The organism is Streptomyces sp. x-80 (genome assembly GCF_046549095.1).
Taxonomy (GTDB): domain Bacteria; phylum Actinomycetota; class Actinomycetes; order Streptomycetales; family Streptomycetaceae; genus Streptomyces; species Streptomyces celluloflavus.
The window spans coordinates 118,088-144,053 of sequence record NZ_JAJPWM010000022.1 but is presented as its reverse complement, the minus strand read 5'-3'; the positions used below and the strand labels follow the sequence as shown (position 1 = coordinate 144,053).

The 25,966-nt window shown below is 71.7% G+C and carries 25 protein-coding genes and 1 pseudogene; 9 read left to right on the top strand and 17 right to left on the bottom strand.

All coding sequences use genetic code 11. The features are described from left to right. From ACLJWH_RS34340 to ACLJWH_RS34320, 5 genes are all read right to left on the bottom strand, one after another. The gene (locus ACLJWH_RS34340) at nt 1-1,713 is read right to left on the bottom strand and encodes a GAF domain-containing protein (RefSeq protein WP_411145703.1); all 1,713 of its coding nucleotides are present in this window, start codon (nt 1,711-1,713) and stop codon (nt 1-3) included. Between the two features lie 349 nt (nt 1,714-2,062). Beyond that, nucleotides 2,063-3,004: a phage minor capsid protein gene (locus ACLJWH_RS34335; RefSeq protein WP_411145702.1), complete on the bottom strand. Its 942-nt coding sequence runs from the start codon at nt 3,002-3,004 to the stop codon at nt 2,063-2,065. A 56-nt stretch (nt 3,005-3,060) separates the two neighbouring features. Next, nucleotides 3,061-3,294, bottom strand: a complete 234-nt coding sequence (locus ACLJWH_RS34330) for a cold-shock protein (RefSeq protein ID WP_052854318.1) — start codon at nt 3,292-3,294, stop codon at nt 3,061-3,063. 446 nt (nt 3,295-3,740) lie between these two features. Further along, nucleotides 3,741-4,856 (bottom strand): sensor histidine kinase, encoded by a 1,116-nt coding sequence (locus tag ACLJWH_RS34325; protein ID WP_411145701.1) that lies wholly within the window; start codon nt 4,854-4,856, stop codon nt 3,741-3,743. Beyond that, nucleotides 4,849-5,544 (bottom strand): response regulator transcription factor, encoded by a 696-nt coding sequence (locus ACLJWH_RS34320; protein WP_411145700.1) that lies wholly within the window; start codon nt 5,542-5,544, stop codon nt 4,849-4,851. The genes ACLJWH_RS34325 and ACLJWH_RS34320 overlap by 8 nt, the downstream gene beginning before the upstream one ends. Nucleotides 5,545-5,831: 287 nt before the next feature. Between ACLJWH_RS34320 and ACLJWH_RS34315 the strand changes: the two genes are divergently transcribed. Continuing rightward, on the top strand, nt 5,832-6,818 hold the full coding sequence (locus tag ACLJWH_RS34315) for an endonuclease/exonuclease/phosphatase family protein (protein ID WP_411145724.1): 987 nt from the start codon (nt 5,832-5,834) through the stop codon (nt 6,816-6,818). On the opposite strand, the gene ACLJWH_RS34310 is transcribed toward ACLJWH_RS34315, so the two are convergent. From ACLJWH_RS34310 to ACLJWH_RS34295, 4 genes are all read right to left on the bottom strand, one after another. After that, nucleotides 6,808-7,104, bottom strand: a complete 297-nt coding sequence (locus tag ACLJWH_RS34310; protein WP_411145699.1) for a hypothetical protein — start codon at nt 7,102-7,104, stop codon at nt 6,808-6,810. The two genes, ACLJWH_RS34315 and ACLJWH_RS34310, sit on opposite strands and share 11 nt — an antisense overlap. 204 nt (nt 7,105-7,308) lie before the next feature. Continuing rightward, complete coding sequence (locus ACLJWH_RS34305; RefSeq protein ID WP_411145698.1) at nt 7,309-8,667, bottom strand: SGNH/GDSL hydrolase family protein; 1,359 nt, start codon at nt 8,665-8,667, stop codon at nt 7,309-7,311. Next, nucleotides 8,664-10,160: an alpha-L-fucosidase gene (locus ACLJWH_RS34300; protein WP_411145697.1), complete on the bottom strand. Its 1,497-nt coding sequence runs from the start codon at nt 10,158-10,160 to the stop codon at nt 8,664-8,666. Before ACLJWH_RS34300 ends, ACLJWH_RS34305 begins: the two co-directional genes overlap by 4 nt. Before the next feature lie 82 nt (nt 10,161-10,242). Then, nucleotides 10,243-12,030 (bottom strand): hypothetical protein, encoded by a 1,788-nt coding sequence (locus ACLJWH_RS34295; protein ID WP_411145696.1) that lies wholly within the window; start codon nt 12,028-12,030, stop codon nt 10,243-10,245. 1,157 nt (nt 12,031-13,187) lie between these two features. Between ACLJWH_RS34295 and ACLJWH_RS34290 the strand changes: the two genes are divergently transcribed. Next, on the top strand, nt 13,188-13,625 hold the full coding sequence (locus tag ACLJWH_RS34290) for a lipoprotein (RefSeq protein ID WP_411145695.1): 438 nt from the start codon (nt 13,188-13,190) through the stop codon (nt 13,623-13,625). Nucleotides 13,626-13,990: 365 nt separating this feature from the next. Here the strand turns inward: ACLJWH_RS34290 and ACLJWH_RS34285 are convergent, their stop codons facing one another. From ACLJWH_RS34285 to ACLJWH_RS34275, 3 genes are all read right to left on the bottom strand, one after another. After that, on the bottom strand, nt 13,991-14,341 hold the full coding sequence (locus ACLJWH_RS34285) for an aldo/keto reductase (protein ID WP_411145694.1): 351 nt from the start codon (nt 14,339-14,341) through the stop codon (nt 13,991-13,993). Nucleotides 14,342-14,523: 182 nt separating this feature from the next. Next, on the bottom strand, nt 14,524-16,014 hold the full coding sequence (locus ACLJWH_RS34280; RefSeq protein ID WP_411145693.1) for an alpha/beta hydrolase: 1,491 nt from the start codon (nt 16,012-16,014) through the stop codon (nt 14,524-14,526). 54 nt (nt 16,015-16,068) lie between these two features. Next, nucleotides 16,069-16,548, bottom strand: coding sequence for a hypothetical protein (locus ACLJWH_RS34275; protein ID WP_411145692.1), 480 nt, complete (start codon nt 16,546-16,548; stop codon nt 16,069-16,071). A 148-nt stretch (nt 16,549-16,696) separates the two neighbouring features. Between ACLJWH_RS34275 and ACLJWH_RS34270 the strand changes: the two genes are divergently transcribed. Together ACLJWH_RS34270 and ACLJWH_RS34265 are read left to right on the top strand one after the other, a co-directional pair. Then, nucleotides 16,697-17,893: a sensor histidine kinase gene (locus ACLJWH_RS34270; protein ID WP_411145691.1), complete on the top strand. Its 1,197-nt coding sequence runs from the start codon at nt 16,697-16,699 to the stop codon at nt 17,891-17,893. Next, nucleotides 17,890-18,495: a response regulator gene (locus tag ACLJWH_RS34265; protein WP_411145690.1), complete on the top strand. Its 606-nt coding sequence runs from the start codon at nt 17,890-17,892 to the stop codon at nt 18,493-18,495. Before ACLJWH_RS34270 ends, ACLJWH_RS34265 begins: the two co-directional genes overlap by 4 nt. A gap of 18 nt (nt 18,496-18,513) precedes the next feature. Here the strand turns inward: ACLJWH_RS34265 and ACLJWH_RS34260 are convergent. After that, nucleotides 18,514-18,832, bottom strand: a pseudogene (locus ACLJWH_RS34260) (transposase); the annotation flags it as partial. A gap of 403 nt (nt 18,833-19,235) precedes the next feature. Further along, nucleotides 19,236-19,610, bottom strand: coding sequence for a VOC family protein (locus tag ACLJWH_RS34255; RefSeq protein ID WP_411145689.1), 375 nt, complete (start codon nt 19,608-19,610; stop codon nt 19,236-19,238). A gap of 732 nt (nt 19,611-20,342) precedes the next feature. On the opposite strand from ACLJWH_RS34255, the gene ACLJWH_RS34250 reads away from it, so the two are divergent. The 5 genes from ACLJWH_RS34250 (at nt 20,343) to ACLJWH_RS34230 (ending at nt 23,212) form a co-directional block, all read left to right on the top strand. Then, entirely contained in the window at nt 20,343-20,588 is a 246-nt protein-coding gene (locus ACLJWH_RS34250; protein ID WP_411145688.1) for a hypothetical protein, read from the top strand. After that, on the top strand, nt 20,585-20,947 hold the full coding sequence (locus ACLJWH_RS34245) for an ArsR/SmtB family transcription factor (RefSeq protein WP_411145687.1): 363 nt from the start codon (nt 20,585-20,587) through the stop codon (nt 20,945-20,947). The genes ACLJWH_RS34250 and ACLJWH_RS34245 overlap by 4 nt, the downstream gene beginning before the upstream one ends. A gap of 371 nt (nt 20,948-21,318) precedes the next feature. After that, nucleotides 21,319-21,444 carry a hypothetical protein gene (locus ACLJWH_RS34240; protein ID WP_411145686.1) on the top strand — a complete coding sequence of 42 codons (126 nt, stop codon included), beginning with the start codon at nt 21,319-21,321 and terminating at the stop codon, nt 21,442-21,444. Nucleotides 21,445-22,074: 630 nt separating this feature from the next. Beyond that, the gene (locus tag ACLJWH_RS34235; protein ID WP_411145685.1) at nt 22,075-22,707 is read left to right on the top strand and encodes a histidine phosphatase family protein; all 633 of its coding nucleotides are present in this window, start codon (nt 22,075-22,077) and stop codon (nt 22,705-22,707) included. A 61-nt stretch (nt 22,708-22,768) separates the two neighbouring features. Continuing rightward, nucleotides 22,769-23,212: an SPW repeat protein gene (locus ACLJWH_RS34230; protein WP_411145684.1), complete on the top strand. Its 444-nt coding sequence runs from the start codon at nt 22,769-22,771 to the stop codon at nt 23,210-23,212. Between the two features lie 165 nt (nt 23,213-23,377). Here ACLJWH_RS34230 and ACLJWH_RS34225 read toward each other — a convergent pair whose 3' ends face one another. From ACLJWH_RS34225 to ACLJWH_RS34215, 3 genes are all read right to left on the bottom strand, one after another. Further along, nucleotides 23,378-24,613: a cation:proton antiporter gene (locus ACLJWH_RS34225; RefSeq protein WP_411145683.1), complete on the bottom strand. Its 1,236-nt coding sequence runs from the start codon at nt 24,611-24,613 to the stop codon at nt 23,378-23,380. A 6-nt stretch (nt 24,614-24,619) separates the two neighbouring features. Next, nucleotides 24,620-25,105 (bottom strand): cation:proton antiporter regulatory subunit, encoded by a 486-nt coding sequence (locus ACLJWH_RS34220; protein ID WP_411145682.1) that lies wholly within the window; start codon nt 25,103-25,105, stop codon nt 24,620-24,622. Nucleotides 25,106-25,268: 163 nt separating this feature from the next. Continuing rightward, nucleotides 25,269-25,442: a hypothetical protein gene (locus ACLJWH_RS34215; protein ID WP_411145681.1), complete on the bottom strand. Its 174-nt coding sequence runs from the start codon at nt 25,440-25,442 to the stop codon at nt 25,269-25,271. Between the last annotated feature and the right edge of the window lie 524 nt (nt 25,443-25,966).

Below are 25,966 nucleotides of genomic sequence, written 5' to 3'. Positions count from 1 at the left end.
CTACAGGGGCCGTTCCCAGACCAGGTGTGCCCCGGGTGCATCCGACGCCCCGGGTCCCTCGCCGCCGGGTTCCGCCCCGGCCGCCGCACACGACACCGTCAGCCGGACGCCCGCCCGGCCGTCGGGCAGGGTGGCGGTGGCGTCCACGAGAACCTCGACCCGGGCCGGGACCGCCGCCGGCGCCGCCGTGGCCAGGTCCGCCAGCGCCTCACCCAGCGCCGCCACCAGCTCGTGGCCGCTCGGCTCGCCCACCCGCGCGTCCACCGGGCCCACGAACTGCACCGACGGGCGGGTACCGAGCGCCGGGGTCGCCGCGCCCGCCTGCTGGAGGACGCGGGTACGGAGTCCGGGCGGTGCCTCCGAGGGCCCCTGCTGGAGCGCGATGATCGCCGTCCTGATCTCCTGGATCGTCGCGTCCAGCTCGTCCACCGCCCGGTCGACGCCCTCCCGGACCTCCGGCGTCACGGCCCTGCGCGCCGTGCTCTCCAGCATCATCCCGGTCGCGAAGAGCCGCTGGATGACCAGGTCGTGCAGATCGCGGGCGATCCGGTCACGGTCCTCGAAGACCGCCAGCCGTTCGCGGTCGCGGTGGGTGTCGGCGAGCACCAGCGCCAGTGCGGCCTGGGACGCGAACTGCGTCGCCAGGGTCCGCTCGGTATGGCTGAAGCGCCGGTCGCCGGAGAGCCGGCAGAGCGCCAGGGCGCCCAGTACCCGCCCGTTGCTGCGCAGCGGGAGCAGCATCGTCGGGCCGTAGTAGCGGGCGATCGGGGAGATCGAGCGGGGGTCCGCGGCGAAGTCGTCGGAGAAGGCGGTGAGCCCCGCGCGGATCTGCTGCACCACCGGGCTCTGCGCCGGGATCGTGCCGTGGTGCGCCTCGTCGCGGACGGCTTCGGGCAGCTCGGTGGAGACCGCCACGATCTCCATACCGCCCTCGGCATGCGGCAGCAGCACCGCGCCGGTCGCCGCCTCGGCCAGCTCCCGGCCCTTCTCCGCCACGACCGTCAGCGCGTTCTCGGTCGTCGAACAGGTCTCCGGGCCGGCCAGCAGCGCCGTGGTGACGGACGCGGCGCCGTCGATCCAGCGCCGCCGCTGCCGGGCGGCGGAGTGCATCCGGGCATTGCCCATGGCGATACCGGCCTCGGTGGCCAGCACCCGCACCAGGTGGAGGTCCTCGGCGCTGAACTCCTTGCCGGTCGGCTTCTCCGCGAGGTAGAGGTTGCCGAAGATCTCGCCCTGCACCTGAATGGGGACGCCGAGGAAGGACCGGATGGGCGGATGCCCCTTGGGCAGCCGGCCGGAGGTCCGCGGATCGTCCCGCACATCGGCGATCCGGACCGCGTCCGCGCCGTGCAGCAGGGCGCCGAGGATGCCGCTGTGGCCGTCCGGGATACGCCCGATCAGCTCCTTGTCCGCGGTGGACACGCCGTAGCTGATCAGGTCGGAGAGCCCGTCGCCGTCCTCGTTGAGGACGCCGACGGCGGCGTACCGCGCGCCGGTGAGGGAGGCGGCGGTCTCCGTGATGCGGTCCAGCACACCGCGCAGGTTCAGATCGGAGCCGACCGCGACCATCGCCTCCAGGAGCTGCGGAAGCCGGGAGATCGGGCCGCCGGCCAGATCGCGCAGACTCTGCGCGGTCCGTTCCGCCAGCTCGGCGGTGGCGTCGGGGTGCCCGTGCGGGACGGTGGAATCGGGGGCGTAGGGGGGCTGCGGCATCGGTCCCGCTTCTCCTCGGCGGCGACGTGGCCACGCCCATTCGGGTCGCGGCCACATTCGCCATGCGGTTTCAGGGCGCACCTCACGCTTTCGGGTGGTTTGGACAGTCTAGAACGCCCGGAAGAGTGACGTTCGGGCCGCTGGGACTGCTGGGACCGCTGTGCCGGCCGGTGTGGTGCCGTACGGCCGGTCCGCCCTCCCGGACACGGACCGGCCGCCCGGTGGCCGTCCCCCGTCGGCGGCCCGGACGGCAGTCTTGAGCTGTTCGCCGAACTTGGCGTCAGCGGGGCCGAGCCTGGCGTCAGCGGGGCCGAGCTCGGCCACCGTGCCCCGAGGAACGACCGCGGGTTCAGCAGCCGGTCGGCGCGGGCGCCCTGCTCGGTGGCGGCCTTTCGATGGCGCGCTGCCGCTGCGTGGCCGTAGCCCTCGGGGGCTGTGGAATGTTCGGGCAGGCAGACGCTGGTGCTGTGCCGGCAGTGGGGATGTGGGAACCCGTTCCGGCGCGCTTCGCCGAGGGATCCGGTACCTGTACGCGGACCGTACGGCCATCCTCGGCGGCGGGCTCGGCCTCGATCGTGCGGGCGCCGCCGGGCCCGTCGAGGGCCGGCACCTTGCCCTCATACGGCTTGCCGAGCGGGCACCCGTGCGGGGCGTTGGACGCGATCACCAGGGATATCCCGGCGGCGCGCGGGCGGTCGCCGGGTGCCTCGACCGCGGCCCGTCCGACGGCCGTGCGCACCGCCATCCCGGCGTACGACGTCATGGACCAGGAACGGCCGGACCGGTCGACGAACGTTCTCCGTCCGCGGCCGGCGAACCGCTGCATGGCGGCTTGCGTCGCCTGCCGGCGCTTCTCCACACCCGGCAACGGAGTGCCGGACACTTGGCGGTCGTCTGCCGGTACCCATCGGCCACGCCCCTCAGGATTCCGCGTGGCGGTGACGCGCTCGACGGCCTCATGCGCGAGACGATCGACCGCGCGGGCGTTCGGTGTGCTCTCGGCGATCCGGCGGGCGTCCGCACCGTGCAGCGCGCCGAGTTCAGCCGGCCCGGCGCGGGAGCTTACGTTGTATGCCTCGGTGACCGCGTCGTGGACCTCAAGTCCCATGGCCGTGCCGAGGGCGTCGACGATCTGTTGTGCGGTACGGCGCAGCGGCTGGGTGTCGGCGAGTTCGGTGGTGGCCCAGCCGGGTGCCTCATAGCCCGCGACGAGTTGGCGCGTGCTGCTGTCGAGCAGCCGCCTCTCGGCATCGGCGTACCAGCCCCGGACTCCGGCCGACAGCTCCTCCACCGTTGCGGGGTGAACGGGAATGTCCGCTCACCCCCGGATGTCGTGGGACGTGCGGGCTACTCGTGGTGGGCGGCTCCCGGGGAGTGCCTGACGATGGTCAGGTGTTCCGCGTGCCAGCCGTTCTCGTCTTCCACGGGCACGTAGGTCACCCGCAAGCCCTCGACGACAAAGGTTCCGTGCTCGATGGACCGGCGGTCCACCCTCACTTCGAGGTCGTCGTCCCCGTCGATGTACCCGACGCCCCGGGCTTGGTTGTACCACCGGACTACGCCACTGACCCTGTCAGCCATCTGATTGCCTCCAACTCGGGTGTCCGGACACACCATTGACTGTCACTTGGAGTCATTCCCGCCCTGACGTGGTGCGTACGCCGGTCAGGTGTACTAACTCCGCTACAGTCCCCGATCACGCTGGCCAGGATTCGGTGAGGCGGGCTCGGGCGGTGGCGACATGGGTCGGGTGCGGTTCGCATCCCAGGGTCGGCAGCCTGCCGGCACGGTCCGCGTTCCAGTGTGGTACGTGTCGGCGACCGCCGCGTCGAACACCTCAGGTCCATGGCCGTGCCGAGGGCGCCAACGAGCTGCTGCGCGCCGCGGCGTCCGCGTACAGGCCGTGGACGCAGGATGAGAGAACGGCACGCCACGCTGAGGGCTGCTGTGTACAGCCCCCTGGCCCCGAGGCGCCCAGCTCAACGGCAGGACAGCGAACACCTCACTGCCAAGCGGGCACTCCCGCATCACCTGTCGGAGCGCGGGTCCGTCGCGGGTAGTTCCACGGTGACGCGGAGCCCGCCGGCGGAGCGCGGGGTGAGGGTGAGCGTTCCGTCGTGTGCCTGGGTGATGGTCTTGACGATCGCCAGCCCGAGGCCGACGCCTGCGTGGTCGGTGCGGATGCGCTCGGTGCCACGCTGGAACGGTTCGGTGAGCGTGGAGACCAGCCGCGGGGTGAGCGGCTCGCCGGTGTTCTCGACCGTCAGTACCACACCGGTGGGGCGGAGGCTGGTATTCACCCACACGATGCCGTGTTGAGGCAGATTGTGCACGATCGCGTTCTGCACGAGGTTCGTGGTCAGTTGCAGGAGGAGCGCGGGCGATCCGATCGTGGGGGTGATGTCGCCGCGGGTCTCGATGGTGACGCCATGCTCTTCCGCGAGGGGCAGGAGCGTTTCGGTGGCTTCTTCCGCCATGAGGGACAGGTCGACGGGCTCCCGGGTGAAGGACCGCTGCTCGGCGCGGCTGAGCAGGAGCAATGCCTCGGTAAGGTCGATCGCTCGGGCGTTGACGGCGTGGAGGCGGTCGATGACTTCGCCGACGTCGTGGTTCGGATCGGTGCGGGCCACATCGAGCAGTGCCTTCGAGATCGCCAGCGGGGTGCGCAACTCGTGGGAGGCGTTGGCCGTGAATCTCCGCTGTTCGGCGACGTGTGCTTCGAGCCGTGCCAGCATCGCGTCGAATGCGTCGGCGAGTTCGCGGAACTCGTCTTTGCGGCCCGGTAGCCGGATCCGGTGAGCGAGCGATCCGGAGGTGGCCAGGCGAGTGGCGTCCGTGATGCTGGTCAGGGGAGCGAGCATACGGCCGGCGAGGAGCCATCCCCCCACGAGGCCGAACGCCAGCAGGAGCGCCAGCACCGCGGCTGCCCTCGGAGCGAAAACGTGCAGGAGGTTGGACCGGACGGGAAAGACGCCGTTGGTGGAGGTGCCGGTGGAGCCGGGGACGATGAGCGCACGCTCGGGGACGTAACGCAGGAGGAACGCCCACACCGCCGCGAGCAGCAGCGCGCCGGCCACCATGAGGAACCCGGCGTAGCTGAAGGTGAGTTTGAGGCGAACGCTCAACCCGGGTGCTCTATCCACGCTCGCCTCCCTCGTGGTCGCCCTCCGGTCGTGTGTCGATGCAGTAGCCGACGCCTGGCACCGTGGCGATGATCCAGGGTTCGCCGAGACGCTTGCGCAGTGCCGATACGGTGATGCGCACGGCGTTGGTGAACGGGTTGGCGTTCTCGTCCCACGCGCGTTCCAGGAGCTCTTCGGCGCTGACGACACCGCCTTCGGCGGCGACGAGGACTTCGAGCACGGCGAACTGTTTCCGGGTGAGCGCGACATAGCGGCCGTCCCGGTAGACCTCGCGGCGGAACGGGTCCAGACGCAGGCCCGCGATCTCTCGCACGGGTGGTCTGTGGTGGGCGCGCCTGCGGTCGAGTGCCCTGAGCCTGAGCGCGAGTTCCTGGAGTGCGAAAGGTTTGGTGAGGTAGTCGTCGGCACCGAGCGCGAACCCGGATGCCTTGTCGTCGAGACGGTCGGCCGCGGTGAGCATGAGGATCGGCATGCCGCTGCCGGAGGCGACGATGCGTTCGGCGATCTCGTCACCGGACGGTCCGGGGATGTCGCGGTCGAGGATGGCGATGTCGTAGGAGTTGATGCACAGCAGTTCCAGAGCGCTGTCGCCGTCACCTGCGATGTCGGCCGCGATCGCTTCCAGGCGCAGGCCGTCGCGGATGGCTTCTGCCAGAAAGGGTTCGTCCTCGACGACCAAGACGCGCATGCCCTTGATGGTACGAGCCGGCACATATCGTCGGCGTATCGAAAACCCCATACGTGCCGACAACACCATGCTGCGTGGACTGGTGGCATGAACGAACTGCGCCCAAAGGCGACGATGGACGACGGCGGCCCGAGTGGGTCGGCCAACCCCGCCCAGGCCCCGAGGACGCAGCAGTGACCGGCGGTGAGCGAGGACAGGCGACGCAGGCAGACACGGCGGAGACCGGGCAAGGCGGCACCGGCCGCCGCGAGACCGGCGCCGGGACCTGGTGCGCGCGCATCCGCCGGGTGATCCGCGCCGTCTCCGGGCCGGGGCCCTGGAAGCGCGGCCTGGTGCTCGCGGCACTGGCGCTGCTGCTCGGGCTGCTCATGCTGCTGCACGCCGAGATCCCGAACGGGTCCGGGAATTTCGGCAGCTTGGTGGAGACCTTCCTGCCGTGGTTCGGCCTGTTCGTCCCGCTGCTGCTGGCCGGGGCTCTGTGGCGCCGCTCCGCCTCCGCGGTGGTCGCGCTGCTGCTGCCGGTCATGGTGTGGCTGAACCTCTTCGGCGGGCTGCTCGGCGACAAGTCCCACAAGGGCAGCGACCTCACCGTGGCCGAGCAGAACGTCGATGCCGACAACCGCGACCCGGCCGGCACCGCCCGCAAGCTGGCCGCCTCCGGCGCGGACGTGCTGGCCCTGGTGGAGCTGACCCCGCAGGCCACGGGCCGGTACGAGAAGGAGCTGGCGATGGCGTACCCCTACCACACGGTGCAGGGCACGGTCGGGCTGTGGAGCAAGCTGCCGCTGTCGGACACCCAGCCGATCGACGTCGTGGACTACGGGCCGCTGGCGACCACCAAGCCGGTCGACAAGAAGATGACCTCGAACCGGGCGCTGCGCACCACAGTGGCCACGGACCACGGGGCGCTGACGGTGTATGTGGCCCATCTGGGGTCGGTACGGGTGAATCCCCGGGCGGGCTTCTGGACGGCCTCGCGGGACATAGGCGTGCAGGCGCTCGGCAAGGCCGTCGCAGCCGACCCGAGCAGGCGGGTGGTGCTGCTCGGCGACCTGAACGGCACCACGGACGACCGGGCGTTCGCCGACATCACCTCACGGATGCGGTCGGCCCAGGATGCGGCCGGGAACGGCTTCGGCTTCACCTGGCCGGCGAAGTTCCCGGTGGCGAGGATCGACCAGATCCTGGTCCGCGGCGTGACGCCGGACAGCTCGTGGGTGCTCCCGGCCACCGGCAGCGACCACCTGCCGGTGGCGGCCGGAATCAGCTGGTGAACGGCCACGCAGAACCGCACGACGCGTCCCACACCTCCCGCAGGAGCTGCTGCCACAGATCGAGGCGCGTCCCGACAACGTCAGCCCGAACCCGCCGCTGAACGAAATCGCCGAAGTCAAGCGGGTCGAACCGATCGCCCCCGGCGACCCGCTTACGGAGGGCGGCCGCATACCGGGCGTCGGTCATCTGTCGGCGCGCGGTGCGGGAGTCGTGGCGCCACTCGGCGCATGCGTACAGGCGGTTGTCGGCGCCCTCGCCGAGCCGGATCGCCGACGTGGCGTTCACGGAGCCAGTCCTTGCGCAGCCGGTGCGCGGAGTTGTCCGGGGCCGTGGTGCCGTAGATCTTCGATCCGGGCACGCTGCGGACAGGGACAGGGACAGAGACAGGGACAGAGACGGACCGCACCGGTGCCGACAGCGGCGCCGGACCCGGTCTTCCCCGGTGCGCGGACCGGCCCGGCAGGGGCCCGGAGCGTGCCACGGCACCGCTCAGCGGGTCACCGGCGGGCGGCCCAGCGCCGACAGATCCACCGCCTGCGCCATCGTCCGCATACCGGCGACGTTCGGGTGCACCCCGTCACCGCTGTCGTAGCCGGGCAGCAGGCGCTGCGGCGCGGCCGGGTCGCGCAGTGCCGCGTCGAAGTCGATGACACTGTCGAAGGCGTGCCCGGTACGGATCCACCGGTTGACCGTGACCCGGATGCGCTCGGCGGCGGGGGTGAGTTTGGCGTTCGGGGTGATGGTGCCGGTGTGCAGCGCGATCCCCGCGGCGTGTGCCCGGCCCGCCAACGAGGCGAGCCCCGCGATCAGTTCACCGGAGGTCAGTCCGGAGCCGGGATGCACGCCGCTGCCCGACCCCAGGTCGTTGGTGCCCAGCAGCACGATCGCGGCCGATACGGCGGGCCGGTCGAGCACATCGCGGGCGAAGCGGGCCTCGGCGTTGACCCCGAGGTTGATCCGGCCCTCGACCGCGGTCCCGGCGTCGCTCAGCAGCCGGTTGCCGCCGATTCCGGCATTGACGACGGAGAGCCCCTGGCCGGGCCGCGCGCCGTCGGCCAGCCGTCGGGCCAGGATGTCGGGCCAGCGGAGGTTGACGTCGTCGGGGATGGCGCCGCCCTCGGTGATGGAGTCGCCGAAGGCCACGACCGTGTGCGCCGCGACGGTGGCGGACACGTCCACCCCGTGGAGGAAGAACCAGGACGTGGCTTCTTCGGGGAAGGCCGAGCCGTCCTCGTCCCCGGTGTGGTCGCCCGGTGTGGAGAGGTAGTTGGTCTGCTTGGCCCAGCCGTGCCAGGTGGCGGGGCCGGTCGGCGTCGGCAGATGGACGCTCACCACCAGATCGCGGTCCGCGGCGACGCGCAGCGGGATGGGATCGCTGACCGCCTCCGCACCCACCGGTACGGCGGCCGAGCGTTGCCCGCCGAAGGTCACCGTGCGCCGGGTACCGGGCACGGTGGCCGCGCCCGCGGACCGCCGGGCGACGGTCACCGCGCCCAGGTCCAGCGGACGGGTGCCGTACGCGTTGGACAGGCGCAGCCGGATCCGGTCGCCGCCGGCCGCGAGATGGACGACCATCCGGACGGTCCGGTCGGCGAAGCCGGTGGCGGACAGGCCGCTGCTGCCGGGCGGGGTCAGGGCGGTGGCCCAGCCGCCCACCCAGTGGTGCGGCGGGCGCGCGGTGGTGTGCGCGGCGGCCGGGACGGCACCGGACGGTACCGCCGCCCGCGCCGGGACCGTCGGCCGTGGCGCCGCGGTCGCCCCCGGCAGCGGAAGCGCCGTCAGGACCAGCCCCAGCACGGGCAGCAGCACCCGGGCGGCCGGACGGCGCAGCCCGCCCTGCCGCCTCATCGGGCCGCTCCCCGTACGGCGCGCAGGACGACCGGGAACTCCGGGCCGCCGGGGCCGGGCGGCCCGCCGGTGGGCAGCGTGATCTCGCAGCCGTCCGCCGTACGGCGCCAGTCGAGCGGTCCGCCGGGATGGCCCAGCAGCCGGATCCGGTCGCCGTCGCGCAGCGGCAGATCGGCGGGGAGCGAGAGGCGGCCGGACGGCCGGCTGAGCGGAATGATGTGGAACGCGCCGTCCTCGCCCACCGTGTAGCGCACGGCACCGTCCTCGGCCCGGTGCCACGGCCTCGATCCGTACACGGCGCGGCCGTTGACCGCCAGCCAGGCCCCGATCGCCAGCAGCCGCTCACGCTGCCAGCCGGGGATGGTGCCGTCCGGCCGGGGGCCGATGTTGAGCAGCAGATTGCCGTTCTTCGCCACGATGTCGACCAGCAGCCGCACCAGCTGTACCGCCGGCTTGATCCGGTACGTCGGATCCATATAGCCCCAGGACCGGCTCATGGCCAGACATGCCTCCCAGGGGTCGGGCCGCAGCGGATAGGACGGTTTGTCGCCCTCCACCACGGCGTAGTCGGCGTGTGAGGCGGTGAACCGGTCGTTGACCACCACCTCCTTGGGGCGCGGCCGCAGTTCGGCGTGGTCGTAGTAGTGGGCCAGGATCTCGTCACCGCGCCAGTCCCAGCGCGCCGGCCGGAAGATGTGCCCCGCGCCGCCGGCGAAGTCATGGCTGCCCTGGCCGTCGGCCCAGAGCAGGTCCGGGTCGTAGCGGTCGACGAGGGTGCGCAGATGGACGTGCGCGTACTGCCGGACGTAGTCGTCGACCGGCCGGTAGCCCGTGTACGGGACGGGCTCGCGGGTGTACGGGTTGACCGGCGGCGTCCCCAGCGCGGGGTGGTAGAACTCGCCCAGCGAGTAGTACAGGCCGCGCCGCAGCCGCGTCCCGCGCGCCGCCCGGAAGAGGTCGCCGACCAGATCGCGGTGCGGTCCCAGGGCCACCGAGTGGCGGTCGGAGGCGGTGTTGGGGAAGAGCTGGAAGCCGTCGTGGTGCTTGGCGGTGAGGACGAAGTAGCGGGCGCCGGCCTGTTCGAAGAGCCGGACCCAGGACCGTGGGTCGTAGCGCTCGGCGGTGAAGCGCGGGATGAAGGCGTCATAGGGGAAGCCGGCGCCGTGGACGCGGCGGTGCCGCTCGTACACACCGCCCTTGGCGGCGGCGTTCATCGCGTAGAGGTACCACTCGGAGCTCCAGTCGTCGTCGCCCCAGTGCGGTACGGCGTAGACGCCCCAGTGAACGAAGATGCCGAATTTGTCGCGCCGGAACCAGGCGGCGGTGCGGTGTTGGGCGAGCGACTCCGGTGTCGGCTCGTAGCGGTGTCGGCGGTCGGCGGCGGCCCGGGGGAGGGGTGCCGCGGTGGCGGGCCGGGGCGGCAGGGCGGTCGCGGCGCCCAGCGACGCGGCGCCGGCCAGCAGGGATCTGCGGGCCAGGGGACGGTGGTGCACGGTGTGCCTCCTGTCGCGAGGGAGGTGCGGTGCGGGAGGGGGACGTTGTCGAGGGGCGGTGCGCGGGGCCGCCGTCGTGGGGTCAGCGTGTGAGCAGCGCCCGGTAGTGGTCGACGGACGGGCCCATACCGTGCTCCGGATCGGCCTCGTAGACGCCGTTCGCGTCCTTCTTGCCGAAGCCGAGCGGCTGGTAGACCGTCGCGCAGGACGGCTCGCGGGCGGCCAGCCGTCGCCAGTCCCGCCAGGCCGCGTCGTACGCCCGCAGATGTGCGGCCATCGCGGCCGTGTCGTAGCCACCGGAGCGGTCGCCCGCGACGCCGCGCAGCATGACCTGCCAGCCGTGCTGGATGACGGCGTACAGATACTGGCCGTAGCGGGCGGAGACGCGCAGATAGCGGCGGTCGGCGGGGTCGTGGAGCGGGAGGGTGCCGGCGAGCGCGGTGATCTCGCGCCAGATGCGGGCGGCGTGGTCCTTCTCCGCCAGCGCGGCGGACATCAGTCCGCGGTCGAGGATCGTGCCGAAGTCCCCGGTCAGGTCCTTGTCGGAGCCGCCGAGGAACTGGTCCCTGGTCCAGGTGAGCGAGCGCAGCGGGACGACCGCGGAGTAGTGGCCGCGCAGCGTGCCGGCCGCGGAGAGCAGCGCCAGGCGCCGGAACCGGCGGGCCGCGGCACCGTGCAGGCCGATGCGCCGGGCGTACGCCGCGAACGCCCCCGCCTCACCGCCCCCGGTGTCCCGCGCCCACCGGGCCATCACCCACATGTTGAGATCGCACCACAGCTCGTTCGCGAGGTACGGGCCGCGCCAGCCGCCGCCGCGCGACCAGGTCCAGACCCCGGCGAGCAGCGGATTGTCCACGAGATCCGCGAGCCCGCGCGGGCCCGGCCCGGACCCGTACTCCTCGAACCCGTTGATCACTCCGTCCGCGATGTAGTCGGGACAGGCGCCCTTGGCCTCGTATTCGCGTGCGCACTCCACCTCGACGATCTGCCGGTGCCGGCCGATGCCCAGCGTCGGATTGAACGCGACCGTCCGCCAGAAGTCGCTCGCGGTGTGCTTGACGGAGAACAGCAGCCGTTCGTGCGGCGCGATGGCGTCGGTGACGGCGCGGTAGTACGCGGGATCGTCCCGGAGCCGGTCGCCGCCGGTCGACCAGGTGCGGTAGAGGAGCCGCTTCCCGGCCCGTACGCAGACCTCCTCCCGCAGCAGTCCGATCAGCAGCTCATGGCTCGAACGCCCCTCGGTGACCGGGTTGTTGCCGGTGTGGAACGGAACGTTCTGGAGGTAGGTCTCACCGGTGCGGATCACCAGGCCGTCCAGGCCGGGAAAGCGCGCGAACACCTCGCGCAGCATCAGCCGGTGGATCTGCCGGGTCAGTGGCCGGTGCAGGCTGATGCGGCCCTCGTCGTCCAGGACGCGGTCGCCGTGGAGCTCCACGAGGCGCCGGGGCAGCACGATGATGTCGGTGAAGAAGTACGCGCCGATACCGGCCGCGTGCGCCCGCCGGATGTGCGCGTCGATCCGCCGCGCGGTGTCCTCGACCCAGGCTCGGGCCGCCGATCCGGCCGGGAAGATCCGTTCGTCGAACGAGTCGAAGGTGACGGCGGTGTGCGGCGGCCGGAACTCGTTGACCACCTGGCCGTCGTATCCGTAACCGGCCAGCGTCCGCGGGTCGTTGTAGCGGGATTCCGTCATGGGTTCGCCGGGGTTGGCCTGCACCATGTCGAACAGGTAGGGCAGCCGGCGCCCGCCGCCGCGGGCCGGGGCCGGGGCGGCGCCGAGCGTCAGCAGCGCTCCGGCCCCGGCGGCGGCACCGAGGAGCGCGCGGCGGGACGGGGGGAAGGGCCGGGGGGAGGGGGACGGAGCGGCCATACGACCTCCAGTCGTGCCGGTACGCGCGCCGTACCGGTACGCGCGCCACCCGGGCGGGCCGCGAAGATGCGGCGCGCGGACCGGCGCTGCACAGGAGCCGGTCATGTACGTGCACGAAGTTTGCGTCACTGAATTCCGACAGTCGCATACTGCACGCGGGAGGCCGGAACGGAAAGCCCTCCGACCGGACAGACGTCGGAGGGGAACGGGGTCAATACCGTCTGATGTGGCGCCAGTTGGGGTGTGACATGGCGAATCCTCGGATGATGGAGCGATCCGGCCGAGGGCGGGAACCGGGTGGCGGGCGATCCGGCCGAGGGTGCGGCGTTGGCGTCAGCGGGCCTTGTGGACGGTCGCCCCGATCCCGTCCAGGAGGGCGGTCCGGCCGACCTCGAAGGCCGTCTTCGCCTCCCGCTCCGGACAGGGCACCGAATCGTCCGCCTCGGCGCGGCACCCCCGGTCTCCAGGCGGACCAGCAGGGGGAAGCGGTGCGGGAATTCGGGGACGGAGGAGGACCTCGCCGAGGCGCGGGAGAAGGCGACGGCGGCGGAGAAGGCCGCAGGAGGAGACAGGGCGGGCGGGGTGACCGCGGTGGGGCAGGAGCGGTCCCGGTCCTCGGACCAGCGCCGTACGTAGTCGGAGGGTGGCGTGGGGGAGCGGTTGGTCCACCGTTCCTCTCGGGGCATTCGGCGTTGCCGGGGTGGTACCCCCGCCCGAGGTGGCGTTACCTGCCGTCCTGGCGGTGATGTAGGGGTTCGCATTTCGCACGTCCCTTTCTCATCGACGATGGCCCTCGTCCGGCCCAAGGGACAACGCGGTGGGACGAACTCCTGTCCTGTCGCACTGAAGCTGTCGGATTCTCACTCTTTCTCGTTCGAGCTGTCGATTCTCATCGCGTCACGCGCTGAGCGGCGGCGTTTGCTCCGATCGTCGGGTTTGGTTTCACTGCTCTGGTCCCGTCTGCTGTATTTGTCATGGTCGGGTTCGGCAGGTATGAGCGGGGGTGGCGATGGACCTGGATCCGGCCGATGCCGAGTGGGCTGACGGGGAGGACGGTGGGCCGATACGCACGCTCACGAGGCCGGCAGATCAGACCTGGTACGCGTGGCAGCTGTACGCAGGATTAAGATCGCTTACTCATTCGCAAGGGGGGAAGCATGCGCAAGATCATCAGTGGGACGGCTCTGGTCCTGACCGCAGCTCTACTGACAGGTTGCGGCAGTGATGACGGCCCGCCGAAGGCCGACAAGTCCGCGAACGCGAGCATGAAGCCGAAGCCGGGCAGCGGGAACAGTGAGGTCAAGCACGAGGTCACGCTCGAAGTTCTTGGCCACGGCACATCGCAGGTGTACTACAACCTCAATACCAACAAGATGGAGAAGGTGCAGCTTCCCTGGAAGAAGACCTCGACCGTCACCTTGACGACAGACGCTGAGAAGAGGATCGGCACGACGGTCTCCGTCGTCCCCGGCTCTGTGTACAACGCCGATGGCACAATGCGCGCAGCGGCCTGCGTCATCACAGTCGACGGGAAGAAGGTCGCGGACAACGAGGGTGGCAAGTCCAACAAGATGTGCGAGTACAACCTGAAGTGAGGGTTCGCGCTACGCGGTGCCCCAAGCGGTAGCACAGCGAACGCGAATTCCGTGAAATCCATGTCGTTTGAGAACACCGTGTCCAGCGTTCTCAAAGGACATGGCACCCCAGCAGGTCAGCGAGTCACCGGCTGCCAGATGCACTGCGACGGGACAATTCCTGTCCTGTGGCACTGAGCCGGGTTCTCACCGCTTCTCGTTCGTGCTGTCGGATTCTCATTGCGTGGTCGCAGTCGCCCCGGTTGCGCAGCGGGTGCTGCGGCCCGCGGCCATGCTCGGGTGTACCTGGTGTCCGGCGGGGCGGCACAGGCGGTGAGCATGGCGGGCTGGAGCCCGACCGTTCGCCGCTGCGGTCCGACTCCCGGTCAACCGGCCGGCGTGTTCAACCCCGTGAACCGGGCCGGATCCAGCCGTACCGTCGCCGCCGCGATGTTCTCCTCCAGGTGGGCCATCGACGCCGTGCCGGGGCCCCATGTGCTCGGCCCGAGCGAGCAACCAGGCGAGTGCGGCCTGGGCCGGTGTGGCACCGATCTGCGCGGCGAGGCCGCTGAGCCCGGGCCCGACTGTGTCCGACCGCCCTTGGTCGTGATCAGTACGTGCTCCGGATACGGGTGCGGCGCCTCACGGATGATCTTCTCGCTGACGTGTGGTCCGTAGACGCCGGCAGTGTCGATGAAGTCGACGCCCAGCTCGACCGCGCGCCGCAGGAGCCGCACCGAGGCGTCACGGTCGGCCGGCTCCCCCCCCGGACGCCGGGACCGACCAGGCGCATAGCCCCGAAACCGAGCCTGTGGACGGTTTTTCCGGCGATCTCGATCGTCCCGGACGCGTGGTTGACGCGGTTCCCGAGAGGCTGATCCTCGGCCATGCGCACTCCTTGTCAGGTCCTGCGCCTGGCTTACGGGGCGGCGTGCTGTGCGGGGCAGTACGTGTCGTGCGCAGGCCACTTCCCGCTGACCAGGTAGTCGGTCACGGCGTCGTTCCCGCAGTCGTTCGAGCCCGACAGGTAGGCCACGTGCCCGCCCTGGTCGACGCTGACCATCCGGGCCCGCTCGCCCAGGGCCCGGCGCGTCCGCAGCGCCCCGGACAGCGGGGTCGCCGGATCGCGGATGTTCTGGACCATGAGGACGTCGGAAGGTCCGCGATCGGTGATCTTCACCTTCGGCTCGGCGGGGGCCGGCCAGAAGGCGCACGGCCTGATGTTGGCCGCGAACGCGCCGTACATCGGGTGGCGGACGCGGTCGACGGCGACGTTGTGCTGGTAGGTCGCGAGGGACGTCGGCCAGCGGGAGTCGCCGCAGATCACCCCGAGGTAGGCGGCGGGGTAGTTGTCGCTGTACGCACCGCCGCCCGTGCCGCCGGAGTCCGGGGGCGGCTGGTTTGTGTCCAGGGCGTGCCAGGTTTCGGCGAGCTTGGCGAGCTCGCTGTCCGCCTGGAGCATTCCCGCGGTGACGGCGCGGAAGGCCGTGCCGTCATACCCCTGTACCGGCGTGTGGTCGAGGCGTGCGGCGAGTGGGAAGTACTTCTCGCGTACCGCGGCCGGTGTGCTGCCCAGGTGGTACCGCTGAGCTGCGGACGCGGCGAACTTCGCGAAGTCCGGGAAGCGGCTCTCGAAGCCCGCGCTCTGGCTGCGCAGGGCGTCGACGTCGTAGCCCTCGGGCGGGAGGCTGCTGTCGAGCACGATGCGGTCGCCCCGGTGGGGGAAGAGGGCGGTGTACACCGCGCCGAGGTAGGTGCCGTAGGACTCGCCGTAGTACGAGATCTTCGGCACGCCCAGGGCCGCTCGGATCCGGTCCATGTCCCGCGCGGTGTTCGCGGTGGTGATGTACGGCAGCAGGCTCGCGGTCTTCGACGTGGTGCACTGTGTGGCGAGCCTTTTCGCGGTCGCGGCCTGCTCCGCTACGTCGGCCGCGCTGCCCGGGTTGGGCGGGGTGCTGACCACCCCGCTCTGAGCGGGGGTGAAGTTGCAGGTCAGGGGGGTGCTGTGGCCGACGCCGCGTGGGTCGAAACCGATCACGTCGTAGCGGTCGCGCACCTTCTGGGGCAGCTTCATCAGCGCGGGAACGGGGAGCCCGGGCAGGCCGGGGCCCCCGGGGTTGAGCAGGAGCACGCCGCGCTTCTCGGCCGGTTTCGTGCTCGCCAGACGGGACACCTCGACATCGATCGTCCGCCCGTCGGGGTGACGGTAGTCGAGTGGCACCGCGAGCTTCGCGCACCGCAGGGCCGCCTCCGTCGGGCTGGGGCACGCGCCCCACCGCAGCGGGGGCCGGGACGGCGAGCCCGCCTGCGACCGGGACGGCGTGCCCGCCGTGACCATCTGCGATACGCCTGAGGCCACCGCTGCGGCGCCCACCGTGACGGCGAGCGCCGCGAGCCAGGTCCTGCGCATGGTTGTTCTCCTCACTTCGAGAGGGCAGGGGGTGTCGGCACGCTCGGCCGGGCGTCAGCCGCCCGCGAGGGAGGCCGACCGGACGGCCGCCGCCGCCTGCTTGCGCCGCCTGCGCAGCAGCACGACGACGAGAGCGAAGACCTGGAGCACGAGTTCCAGTCCTGGCAGGTCGGCGGCTGCCTCGGAGTGGACGTGCCCGGTGCGGCGGATCGTGCCGGCGGGCTCACCGGCGTCGCCGATCATGGTGTACTCCCGGCCCGCCGCCACGGTCTGCCGGAACGGGATGACCCGCCCGGAGCACGTCATGTTCCAGCTGCGGCGCACCCGGTCCGTGGCCGCGACGACGGTCCCGTCGGCGTCGAGCAGTTCGTGGACACCACTGAAGCGGTGAGTGCGGACGAGGTAGTCGGCTCCGCGCAGTGTGAACCGCGCGCCGATGTGGCCTCCGCGCAACGAGAACGCCGTCAGCGCCCGGCCGTCCTCGGTGAGTTCGTACTTCTGGCTCGGCAGATGAATCCTCTTCGCGTGCAACATGACCTCATCGCACCATCGGTCCGCCGGTCGGACCCATGCCATCTGTCATGGGGGTGCGGGTCATGGGCGGGCCATGCTTACCCGCATGTTCCAGACATCGCTCCCCGGGGCCGCCGCTCGTACCTCCGGGGGGCATCCGGGCCGTAGCATGACCGACGTGGGTGCACGCGATCCGGACGAGTTCTCCGTCGGCCAGTGGCCGGACTGGAGTTTCTGGAAGGACCAGCCGGGCAGCGCCCGGGGTCGCGTGGCCGTCGCCACGGCCACCGCACTGGCCTCCCTCACCTTGATCGCACGGGCCCAGGACATCGCGCACGGCACCACACCTCCCCTGCTCACCTCGCTCGCGATCGGCCTCGTCGCCTGCTACGGCATCGGCTGCATACTGGCGCCCTGGTACGGGCCGGTGGCGCTGCGGCGGGGGCGCGTCGCCATCGTGGCCGCGATGTTCCTGCTCGGGGCGGCACCGGCCGTGCTTCTCGCGTCGCCGTCCTACCTGACCGATCTGACCTACGCCCTGGCGATCGGACTCATGCTGCTGCCGCTGCGCCACGCGCTGCTGCTCGGCCTAGCCACGGTGCTGGGGCAGATCGTCTGGATGCGTCTCGCCCGGGGCGAGGTGGCCTGGGCGCAGGTGGCCATCCTCGTCGGCGTGACCGCGGCACTCGGCACCGTCTTCGCGCTCAACTTCACGATCGGTCACCTGCGGGCCGCGCGCGAGCAGGTCAAGAGGCTGGCCGTGAACCAGGAACGGGAACGGGTCGCCCGGGACATGCACGACGTCCTCGGCCACAGCCTCTCCACGATGACCGTCAAACTGGGACTGACACGGCGCATCCTGGAGTCCTCGGGAGACGTGGCCCTCGCCGTCGGCCAGGTCACCGAGCTCGAAAACATGGCCCGCACGGCGCTGTCCGACGTGCGGGCCACCATCTCGAACTACCGCACCCTGTCGCTGGACAGCGAGCTCGCCGGCGCCCGCATGGCGCTGCATGCCGCCGGCGTACGGGCCGATCTGCCCACCGCGACCGACGTCGTGCGCGCCGAGCTGCGCGAGGTGTTCGGCTACGTCGTGCGGGAGGCGGTCACCAACGTGCTGCGGCACTCCGATGCCGAACTGTGCACCGTCCGCGTCGGGCCCGACTGGGTGGAGGTCACCGACAACGGCGGTTTCACTGGCGTGGCGCGCGTCGGGAACGGGCTCACCGGCCTCACCGAACGGCTGGTCGCGGTGTCGGGCACGCTCGAACACGGGTCTGCCCCCGGCGGCGGGTTCCGGGTCGTCGCCTGCGGGCCGGCCCCGGCGACGGACCTCGCGCCTTCGCGGGAAGCCGAGCCGACGTGATCCGCGTCCTGCTGGCCGACGACCAGGCACTCGTACGCGGTGCTCTCGCGTCCGTGCTCCGGCTTGAGCCCGACATCGACGTGGTCGCCGAGGTCGGCACCGGCACCGAGGTGCTGGCGGCCGCGCAGCGGACCGCGCCCGACATCGCGCTGCTCGACGTACAGATGCCCGGTCGGGACGGCCTGGCCGTCGCCGCCGATTTCCAGCGGGCGCTGCCCGGCTGCCGCACCATCATCTGCACGACCTTCAGTCGGCCCGGCTACCTCTGGCGGGCGATGTCCGCGGGCGCGGCCGGCTACGTCGTGAAGGACTCCCTGCCCGAACAACTGGTCGACGCGATCCGCCGCGTCCACGCCGGCCTGCGCTTCGTGGATCCGGCCCTCGCCGCGGAAGCGCTGGCCAGCGGTGCGAGCCCGCTGACCGGGCGCGAGGCGGACGTGCTGCGCGCCGCCGCCGAGGGCGGCACCGTGGCCGACATCGCCAGGGCGCTCCGGCTGTCCCAGGGCACCGTGCGCAACCACCTGTCGTCGGCGATCGGCAAGACGCAGGCCCGCACCCGCGCCGAGGCGGCCCGGCTCGCGGAGGCCAACGGCTGGCTGTGATCGCCGCGCCGTCCAGCAGGAATGTCCGACCACCCAGCGCACCTCGGCCGAGGCCGGAGCCGTGTACGACACCGCGGTGTGTGATCACCGGCTTGATGCCGCGCTTCCCCAGCAGGCGGCGGTACGTGTCGAAGTCGTAGCCCCGTCGGCGTACAAGCACCGCGGCTTGCTACGGGGACGTCCCCGCCGTCCTCGGATCGGTGGGAATGCGTCCAGCGAAGGCAGGAGTCGGGTGACGTCGTAGCGGTTCCCGCCGGTCAACGTCACCGTGAGCGGAAAGCCTGGGCGAGACGTGGTGCCTGTTGCCCGGTCGCGCGCGGTCGACCGGGCTGCGGCCGCTTTTGGGTCTCGCCGGGCCGCGCTGACGCGGGAGGAATTGATCACGGTGAGCCCGACAAAGCTGATCCCGACGGTGCTGCGCGCGTGCCCGCTGCCCTACGGGACAAGATCGTGAGACAGAATGCCGTGGCCCACGAATAAGAGACAGACCGAGAACGCGCAGGTCGCCACCCCGGAGCAGGACATCCCCATTGAGGGCCTACAGGTGACGCCGCGTCAGGGGGCAGGGCGGGTACCAGCAGCGCCGGACGGTTGTCCCGCGGCGCCGGGCGGGAGGGGCGGGCGCGGGTCCGCCCTTCCCGCCTCTGTGCGGTCCTGTCGCACACCAGCCGTGGCCGGAGCCGCTGGTGGCCGGACAACTGGTGGCGGACGGTCCGCTCGTGTGTGTCCGCGCCGCCGGATCAGCCCGCGAGTTCGGCTGCGCTGCGCTCCACGCAGAACTCGTTGCCCTCGATATCGGCCAGCGTTGCCCAACCGGTTCCATCGGCTCTGCGATGGTCCTCGACCAAGGTCGCGCCCAGGGCCAGCACCCGCTCGACCTCCTCGTCCCGGCTCCGGTCCTGCGGCTGTAGATCCAGATGCACCCGGTTCTTCGTGATCTTGGTGTCGGGCACCGTGATGAACAGCAGCGCGCTGCCCTCGGCGGTCACCGTGGCCTCCGGGTCGCCCGGCAGATCGTCCGAGGCCAGAGACCCACCCAGTACCTCCGCCCAGAAGCCGGCGAGGCGATAGGCGTCGGTGCAGTCGATGGTGATGTGACGGACCAGTGAAGTCATGGGCATCACTATGGGATTGGTTACTGATGCTGTCCATCGGGTTCTCGGGTTCCCGGTGCTTGAGTTCCCGGGTTCCCGGTGCTTGGGCCTCTGTTGTCCGGGCTGTCGGTGGGCCGGGCCGCGCGCGTCGAGTACCCCGCCGGCTGCGCGGAGGCGGCCGGAGTTGGCCGGGGCCGGTCGGGCGGCGTCGCCCATGAGCGCCGCTCGCCCGGAGCGTTGCGGTGCCTTCGCCGGTGGTGGAGCGGATCAGCAGGCCGGACAGCGCTTCAGGGTGCGTTTCAGGGTGGGGCAGCATCGCCCGGTGCCCGGTGCCCGGTGCCCGGTGCCCGGTGCCCGGTGGACCGGTCGCCTTGGCGGTGAGGCGGGGTGGCTGGGACGGGGGCCCAGCGGCTGGGGTACGGCGCGGTCCAGGCGGTCCCGGGCGGACTCCGTCAGGGCGAGGCTTGTTCTACAGCTCCTTGTCGTCGGGGCGGTGGCCCGGCGCGGGGGTTGCCCAGGGTTTCGGAGGTGGTGCGGGATCTGGCCACGTTCGTATCGTCGGTTTTACCTTGGCGCTGGGTGCGTCGGGCCGGTGCGAGCCTTGGGCCGTCGTCGTCTACAGTTGCAGAATTCTTCAATTCGATAGTCAGCGCGATGCGACGGACAACGCGGTGCGACAGATCACGCCATCTGACGGTGGCGCGATCTGGCAGACGGCGCGCTGGCCGGTCGGCCTGGTTGCGGAGGACATGCGTGGGCGGATTCGCCGAGTCGGTACGGGAACGGGTGCGGGCGGCGCGAGCCGCCGTCGCGGAGGCGCGGGCGGCGGACGACGCGTACGCGACGGCCGTGGCGGAGGATGAGCTGGATGACGCGATCCGCATGGCTCTCGGCGTCGGCGTGGACCCGGATGCGGAGCCGGACGGCTCCGGTGCCACACCGGACAGCGGCGGCACACCGGGCGCCGGGACCGGCCCGGACAGCGGAGGGGCGGCATGAACGGCGCGTGGGTGCCGCTCTATCAGGCGAAGGCCGAATTCTTCCGGATGCTGGGCCATCCGGTCCGTATCCGTGTCCTGGAGCTGCTCCAGGACGGGCCGCTACCGGTGCGCAGTCTGCTCACCGCGATCGAGGTGGAGCCGTCCGCCCTCTCCCAGCAACTGGCGGTACTGCGCCGCTCGGGCATCGTGACCGCCACCCGCAGTGGCTCCACCGTCGTCTACGAGCTGGCCGGTGGCGATGTCGCGGAGCTGATGCGCGCCGCCCGCCGACTGCTGACCCAGGTACTCACCGGGCAGCACGAACTCCTCGCCGAACTGCGGGCGGCCGAGGCCGGCGGAGTGGGGGCGGTGTCGTGACGGGCACGTTCCGCAGTCAGGCCGCCGGCCGGCTCTCCTTCACGCACTGCCGGGGCCGGGACGGGCGTCGGCCCTCCGGCGACGGATCCGGGTGATCGCGGATGACCGGCGCATCGAGACGTAAGGGGCCGCCGCCCTGGCGGGCGGTCCGGTCACGCACCTGTATACGGGCGGCCTCCGGGCCGCGCACCGTACGGTCCGGCACCGAACACCATCATGGCCGGGGGCCGCTCCGCACCGCCCGCCGTCACCGGCGCACCTGCCCGGAGATCGCCATCCGGCACCGGACGTCTCCACGCTGCGGTGTCCGGCGGGCCCGCACGATCGCAGTCCGTCTGGGCACGCAGCCCCGGCGGCTGTCCGGTGTCGTGGTGCCGTCGGCACGGGCGGCGCAACGCAGCCTGTTCCGGAGGGTGTTGCTCTACATCACCGTCTCCATCCTCGTACTCTGCTTCATGGTGCTGGTCGTCTACCTGGGCCGGCACGCGGGCACGTAAGGGCAGTAGCGGAGCAGCCGTAGCGGACTTGCGGCGCGGAGCCCGTCCGCCGTGTCACGGGCCGTGCCGACGAGGGTGCATCCCGGACCGCGACCCCCTCCCCTCCGACTCCCCGCCCCTCCGCTTCCCCGGGCACGACGACGCCCGCATCCGGTGGCGGACACCGAGCGGACATCAGCGGAAACCGGCGGACATCACGGAAGGCGCCGGCGCTGCGGCGGCTGCGGACGCCGCGGAGGCCAGGTGGCCGCAGGGGTACCGCCCCGGCTCGTAGCGGTTTCGTACCGGGGAGGGGCCGCAACGTACGGACGCCGGCCCGCGAAGGGAGCGCCCGCGGTGGTCCAAAGGCCACAGCTCTCCCGGCCCCGGCCCCGTAGGAGCCGGCCAGAACGGCCGCACGGGATACACAGGACATACAGGGGCCCGGCCGCGCCGGGATCCCACCGGCTTCCTCCGACGTCGCCGGCCTCCGTCAAGTCATCCTCAATATCGTCGGGGCATACCGCGAACCGCGCACCGATCCCAGGACGGGTAGCCCTCGGAGCAGTCGGCGCGGTGCAGTGGCACGGTCGACTCCCGTACCCGGAAAGCTGGTTACCGGGTGGCGGGGCAAGAGTGAGGAATGGGTGGATGACAACTCGGGTGATGCTGATCTCGCCGGCCGCCGGTGAGGCCCAGCGCGAGGTGCGCTTCGATGACGACGGCCCGCTGACCGCGGCCGGGGCGCGCCGGAGCCGGGCCGCCGCCGGGGCGTTGCCGGCCGCGGACCGGATCGCCGTCTCGCCCTCCGTCCGGTGCCGTCGGACGGCCGAGGAACTCGGGCTGGTGGCGGCGCCCGCGCCGGAGCTGGCCGGCTGCGCGATGGGGCGCTGGCGCGGGCGGACCCTGGCGGAGGTGGCCGCCGCCGAGCCCGAGGCGGTGTCCGCGTGGCTGACCGACCCCGGTTTCGCGGGGCACGGCGGGGAGTCGCTGCGGGGGTTCTGCGGCCGGATCGAGGGCTGGCTGGCGCGGGCGGGCGCCGAGCCGGGGCGGGTGCTCGCCGTCGTCGAACCGGACGTGGTCCGTGCCGCGGCGCTCTCCGCTCTCCGGGTCCCGGCCGATGCCTTCTGGCGGCTGGATGTGCCGCCCCTGACCGTGACCGAGCTCAGTGGCCGGGGCGGGCGCTGGAACCTGGGCCTGGGCCGGACACCGGGTGCGGCCGGGGCCGGGGGAAATTCTCAGACTCCGACATCTACCCATAAAGACGACATAAGCGCAGAATAAAAGTGCGCGGCCCGATGCCACGCGATGCGGCCCAGGCTTACGGACGAAGGAGGCGAGTCGCATGGCCCACGTCTCACACGGCAGGGGTGATCTCGCAGGTCATCCCGACGTTTCGGAGATGCAAGCGCGATACGAGCGGGTGCTCGGCGGACGTGATGTGGTGCTGGTGGACGGACCGGTGTTCCTCGTCGGCCTGTACTGCGCCGCTTCGCCATGGATCGTGCACTACACGACCTCACAGCCCGCACTGGTGCTGCACAACGTCATCATCGGTATCGCGATCGCCGTACTGGCGCTCGGGTTCACCGTCATGCCGGACCGGATGTACGGGCTGAGCGGGGCGATGTGCGCGATCGGCGCCTGGATGATCATCGCGCCGTGGATCGTCGGCACCGGCCCTGACCGTGGCGTTCTGTGGAACAACATCGTCATCGGCGCTCTCACGTTCCTGCTGGGTGCGATGTGCGTCGCCGTGGCGTCGCGGAGCCGCCGCGCGACGACATAGCGTGCCGCGCCGAGTGCGCGGTACCCACCGGGCCGCCGGCCCGCCCGCCGTCCGTGTACGGCGGGCAGGCCGGCGGTTGCGTACGGTGTGCGCGGCGCGCCCGCCGGGGCCCCATGGGGGATCGCCCGGCCGTCGCTCCGGGCTACCGGGCCGTACGCGCCGCCCTCAGCTGTGCGCGGTCGCCGCGTCCGTCGCCTCCGGGGCCGGTGCCGCGGGGGCGGCAGGTGCGGGGCGGCGGGCGATACGGCGGACCAGCGGGGCGCCGCGGCGGGCCAGTGGCTCGGTCCAGCGGGCGGCCAGCGGGCCGAGGATGACCAGGATGAGGACGTACGCGGTGGCCAGCGGGCCGATCCGGGGTTCCACGCCGACCGCCAGACCCGCGATGACGATGGAGAACTCGCCACGGGCCACCAGGGTGCCGCCGGTCCGCCAGCGGCCCGCGGGTTTCACCCCGGCCCGGCGGGCCGCGTACCAGCCGGTGGCCACCTTCGTACAGGTGGTGATCACGGCCAGGATCAGCGCGGGGACGAGTACCGGCGGAATGTCCGCGGGGACGGTGTTGAGGCCGAAGAAGACGAAGAAGACGGCGGCGAACAGATCGCGCATCGGGGCCAGCAGATGGTGCGCGCCCTCGGCGACCTCACCGGAGAGTGCGATGCCGACCAGGAACGCGCCGACGGCGGCGGAGACCTGGAGCTGCTGGGCGACGCCCGCGACCAGCACGGTCAGCCCGAGGACGACCAGCAGCAGCATCTCGGGGTTGTCGGAGGAGACGGCGCGGCTGATCAGGCGGCCGTGCCGGAGCGCGAGATACAGGACGGCGCCGACGGTGCCGAGGGAGATGAGGAGCGTGAGGCTGCCGCCGGCCAGACTGAGCCCGGCGAGCAGCGCGGTCAGCAGCGGCAGATAGACCGCCATCGCGAGGTCCTCGATCACCAGGATGCCGAGAATGACCGGGGTCTCACGGTTGCCGAGCCGGCCGAGATCGCCGAGGACCTTGGCGATGACGCCGGAGGACGAGATCCAGGTGACGCCGGCCAGCGCCACCGCGGCGACCGGTCCCCACCCCAGGACCAGGGCGGCGACGGCGCCGGGTACGGCGTTCAGCGCGAAGTCGACGAGGCCCGAGGGGTACTGCGTCTTGAGGTTGGTGACGAGCTCGGAGGCGCTGTACTCCAGGCCCAGCAGGAGCAGCAGCAGGATGACGCCGATCTCGGCGCCGGTGGAGACGAATTCCTCACTGGCGTTCAGCGGCAGCAGGCCGCCGTGACCGAAGGCGAGACCGGCGAGCAGGTAGAGGGGTATCGGGGAGAAGCCCACCCGTCCTGCGAGCCGGCCGAGTATGCCCAGGCCGAGGATGATGGCCCCGAGTTCGATGAGCAGTTCGGTGGTGTCGTGCACGGGCTTCTATCCTCCGGTGATCAGAGCGGCGACGGCGTCCACGCCCTCCCGGGTGCCCACGACCACGAGAGTGTCGCCGAGCGCGAAACGGAAGTCCGGGGTGGGCGAGGGGAAGGCGTCGGTGCGGCGCAGGACGGCGACGATGGAGGCGCCGGTCCGGGTGCGGGCCTGGGTGGCGCCGAGCGTCCGGCCGGCGAACGGGGAACGGCTGGTGACCGGGATGTGCTCGGTGACCAGATCGATCTCCAGGTGCTGGCGCAGATGCGCGACGGGATCGGGGACGAGCAGTTTGGACAGCGCGATCGCCTCGTGCGGTGCGAGCGCCGCGGCGTCCTTGCAGCTGTCCTCGTCCGCCGGGTCGTGGAAGGCGATGATGCGCCGGCCGTCCTGGTGGACGACGACCGACAGATGCCGGCCGCCTTCGGTGGTGAGGTCGTAGCGGGTACCGACCCCGGGGAGAGGGGTCTTGGCGACGTGGGCCGATGGCTCCATTGACTGCGCTCCATTACGGGCGTTCCGGGACTGCGTACGGGCGGTGCGAGGCGCCCTGGGACGGTGGCCGGGCCGCGCGGGGCGGTGGCTACCGGTCAGGAATTGTGCATCACGCGGCGTCGGCGGCCGGGCCGGGTGGCCACCGCGCACGGTCGGTACCACGTCAGTTGACGTGGGCGGCATCGGGAATGCCGCGGTGGGCGCACGGGGTGACACGGCCGCGGGCGCACGCGGCGCCATGTGGGGAGCGGGGTGCGCCGTCGGGGGTGCGCCGGATGCCGGCGGCTCGGCCCGTGCCGTACGCGGGCGCGGCGACGGCGGCGACGGCTGTGCGCATCTCCGGCCCTCCTCGACCACGACCATGGCTGCTGCGACCGGCGGCCGGCCGCCCGGCAGGCGGTCCGGGAAGCGGCCCCGGGAACGGAAGTGGGTGGTCCCCGCCAGCACGGTGCGCAGACCACCCGGTATTGCCCGGGAGGTAGTTTATCGCAGCGAAAATGGCTGGAATGAGGGTTATGGGACGGTTGGGTGAGGCAGTAGAGCCGCAGGCCGTGGTGCCGGTCGGCTCAGGGGCTCGCGCCTCGTGCCTCGTCCCGTGCCGCTCGCCCGCGCCGCCCTCCCGCGCTGTCGCCCTCCGTCATCTCTCCGCGCCGACTCCCTGCGCCGCTCTCCAACCGATGGCCGAATAAAGGGTGTTGATCCGAACGGTGTGCGAACTTAGGCTTGCCTAACTCGAAACGGGGTCGCGGGCGGGCCGCGATATCACCGGCGTTGTGGTGCCGCGCCCCGCCCCGTATCGCCCTGCCCCGCCCTGACCGCAACGCCGTCGAGGAGAGAGGTCGCACCATGTCGCAGGAGAAG

Coding starts and splice junctions, on each gene's coding strand:
- ACLJWH_RS34245 (WP_411145687.1), top strand. CDS start 20,585: ATGAACGGCGCGTGGGTGCCGCTCTATCAGGCGAAGGCCGAATTCTTC.
- ACLJWH_RS34330 (WP_052854318.1), bottom strand. CDS start 3,294: ATGGCTGACAGGGTCAGTGGCGTAGTCCGGTGGTACAACCAAGCCCGG.
- ACLJWH_RS34305 (WP_411145698.1), bottom strand. CDS start 8,667: ATGAGGCGGCAGGGCGGGCTGCGCCGTCCGGCCGCCCGGGTGCTGCTG.
- ACLJWH_RS34220 (WP_411145682.1), bottom strand. CDS start 25,105: ATGGAGCCATCGGCCCACGTCGCCAAGACCCCTCTCCCCGGGGTCGGT.
- ACLJWH_RS34340 (WP_411145703.1), bottom strand. CDS start 1,713: ATGCCGCAGCCCCCCTACGCCCCCGATTCCACCGTCCCGCACGGGCAC.
- ACLJWH_RS34275 (WP_411145692.1), bottom strand. CDS start 16,548: ATGTTGCACGCGAAGAGGATTCATCTGCCGAGCCAGAAGTACGAACTC.
- ACLJWH_RS34235 (WP_411145685.1), top strand. CDS start 22,075: ATGACAACTCGGGTGATGCTGATCTCGCCGGCCGCCGGTGAGGCCCAG.
- ACLJWH_RS34320 (WP_411145700.1), bottom strand. CDS start 5,544: ATGCGCGTCTTGGTCGTCGAGGACGAACCCTTTCTGGCAGAAGCCATC.
- ACLJWH_RS34295 (WP_411145696.1), bottom strand. CDS start 12,030: ATGGCCGCTCCGTCCCCCTCCCCCCGGCCCTTCCCCCCGTCCCGCCGC.
- ACLJWH_RS34255 (WP_411145689.1), bottom strand. CDS start 19,610: ATGACTTCACTGGTCCGTCACATCACCATCGACTGCACCGACGCCTAT.
- ACLJWH_RS34290 (WP_411145695.1), top strand. CDS start 13,188: ATGCGCAAGATCATCAGTGGGACGGCTCTGGTCCTGACCGCAGCTCTA.
- ACLJWH_RS34280 (WP_411145693.1), bottom strand. CDS start 16,014: ATGCGCAGGACCTGGCTCGCGGCGCTCGCCGTCACGGTGGGCGCCGCA.
- ACLJWH_RS34215 (WP_411145681.1), bottom strand. CDS start 25,442: ATGCGCACAGCCGTCGCCGCCGTCGCCGCGCCCGCGTACGGCACGGGC.
- ACLJWH_RS34270 (WP_411145691.1), top strand. CDS start 16,697: ATGACCGACGTGGGTGCACGCGATCCGGACGAGTTCTCCGTCGGCCAG.
- ACLJWH_RS34230 (WP_411145684.1), top strand. CDS start 22,769: ATGGCCCACGTCTCACACGGCAGGGGTGATCTCGCAGGTCATCCCGAC.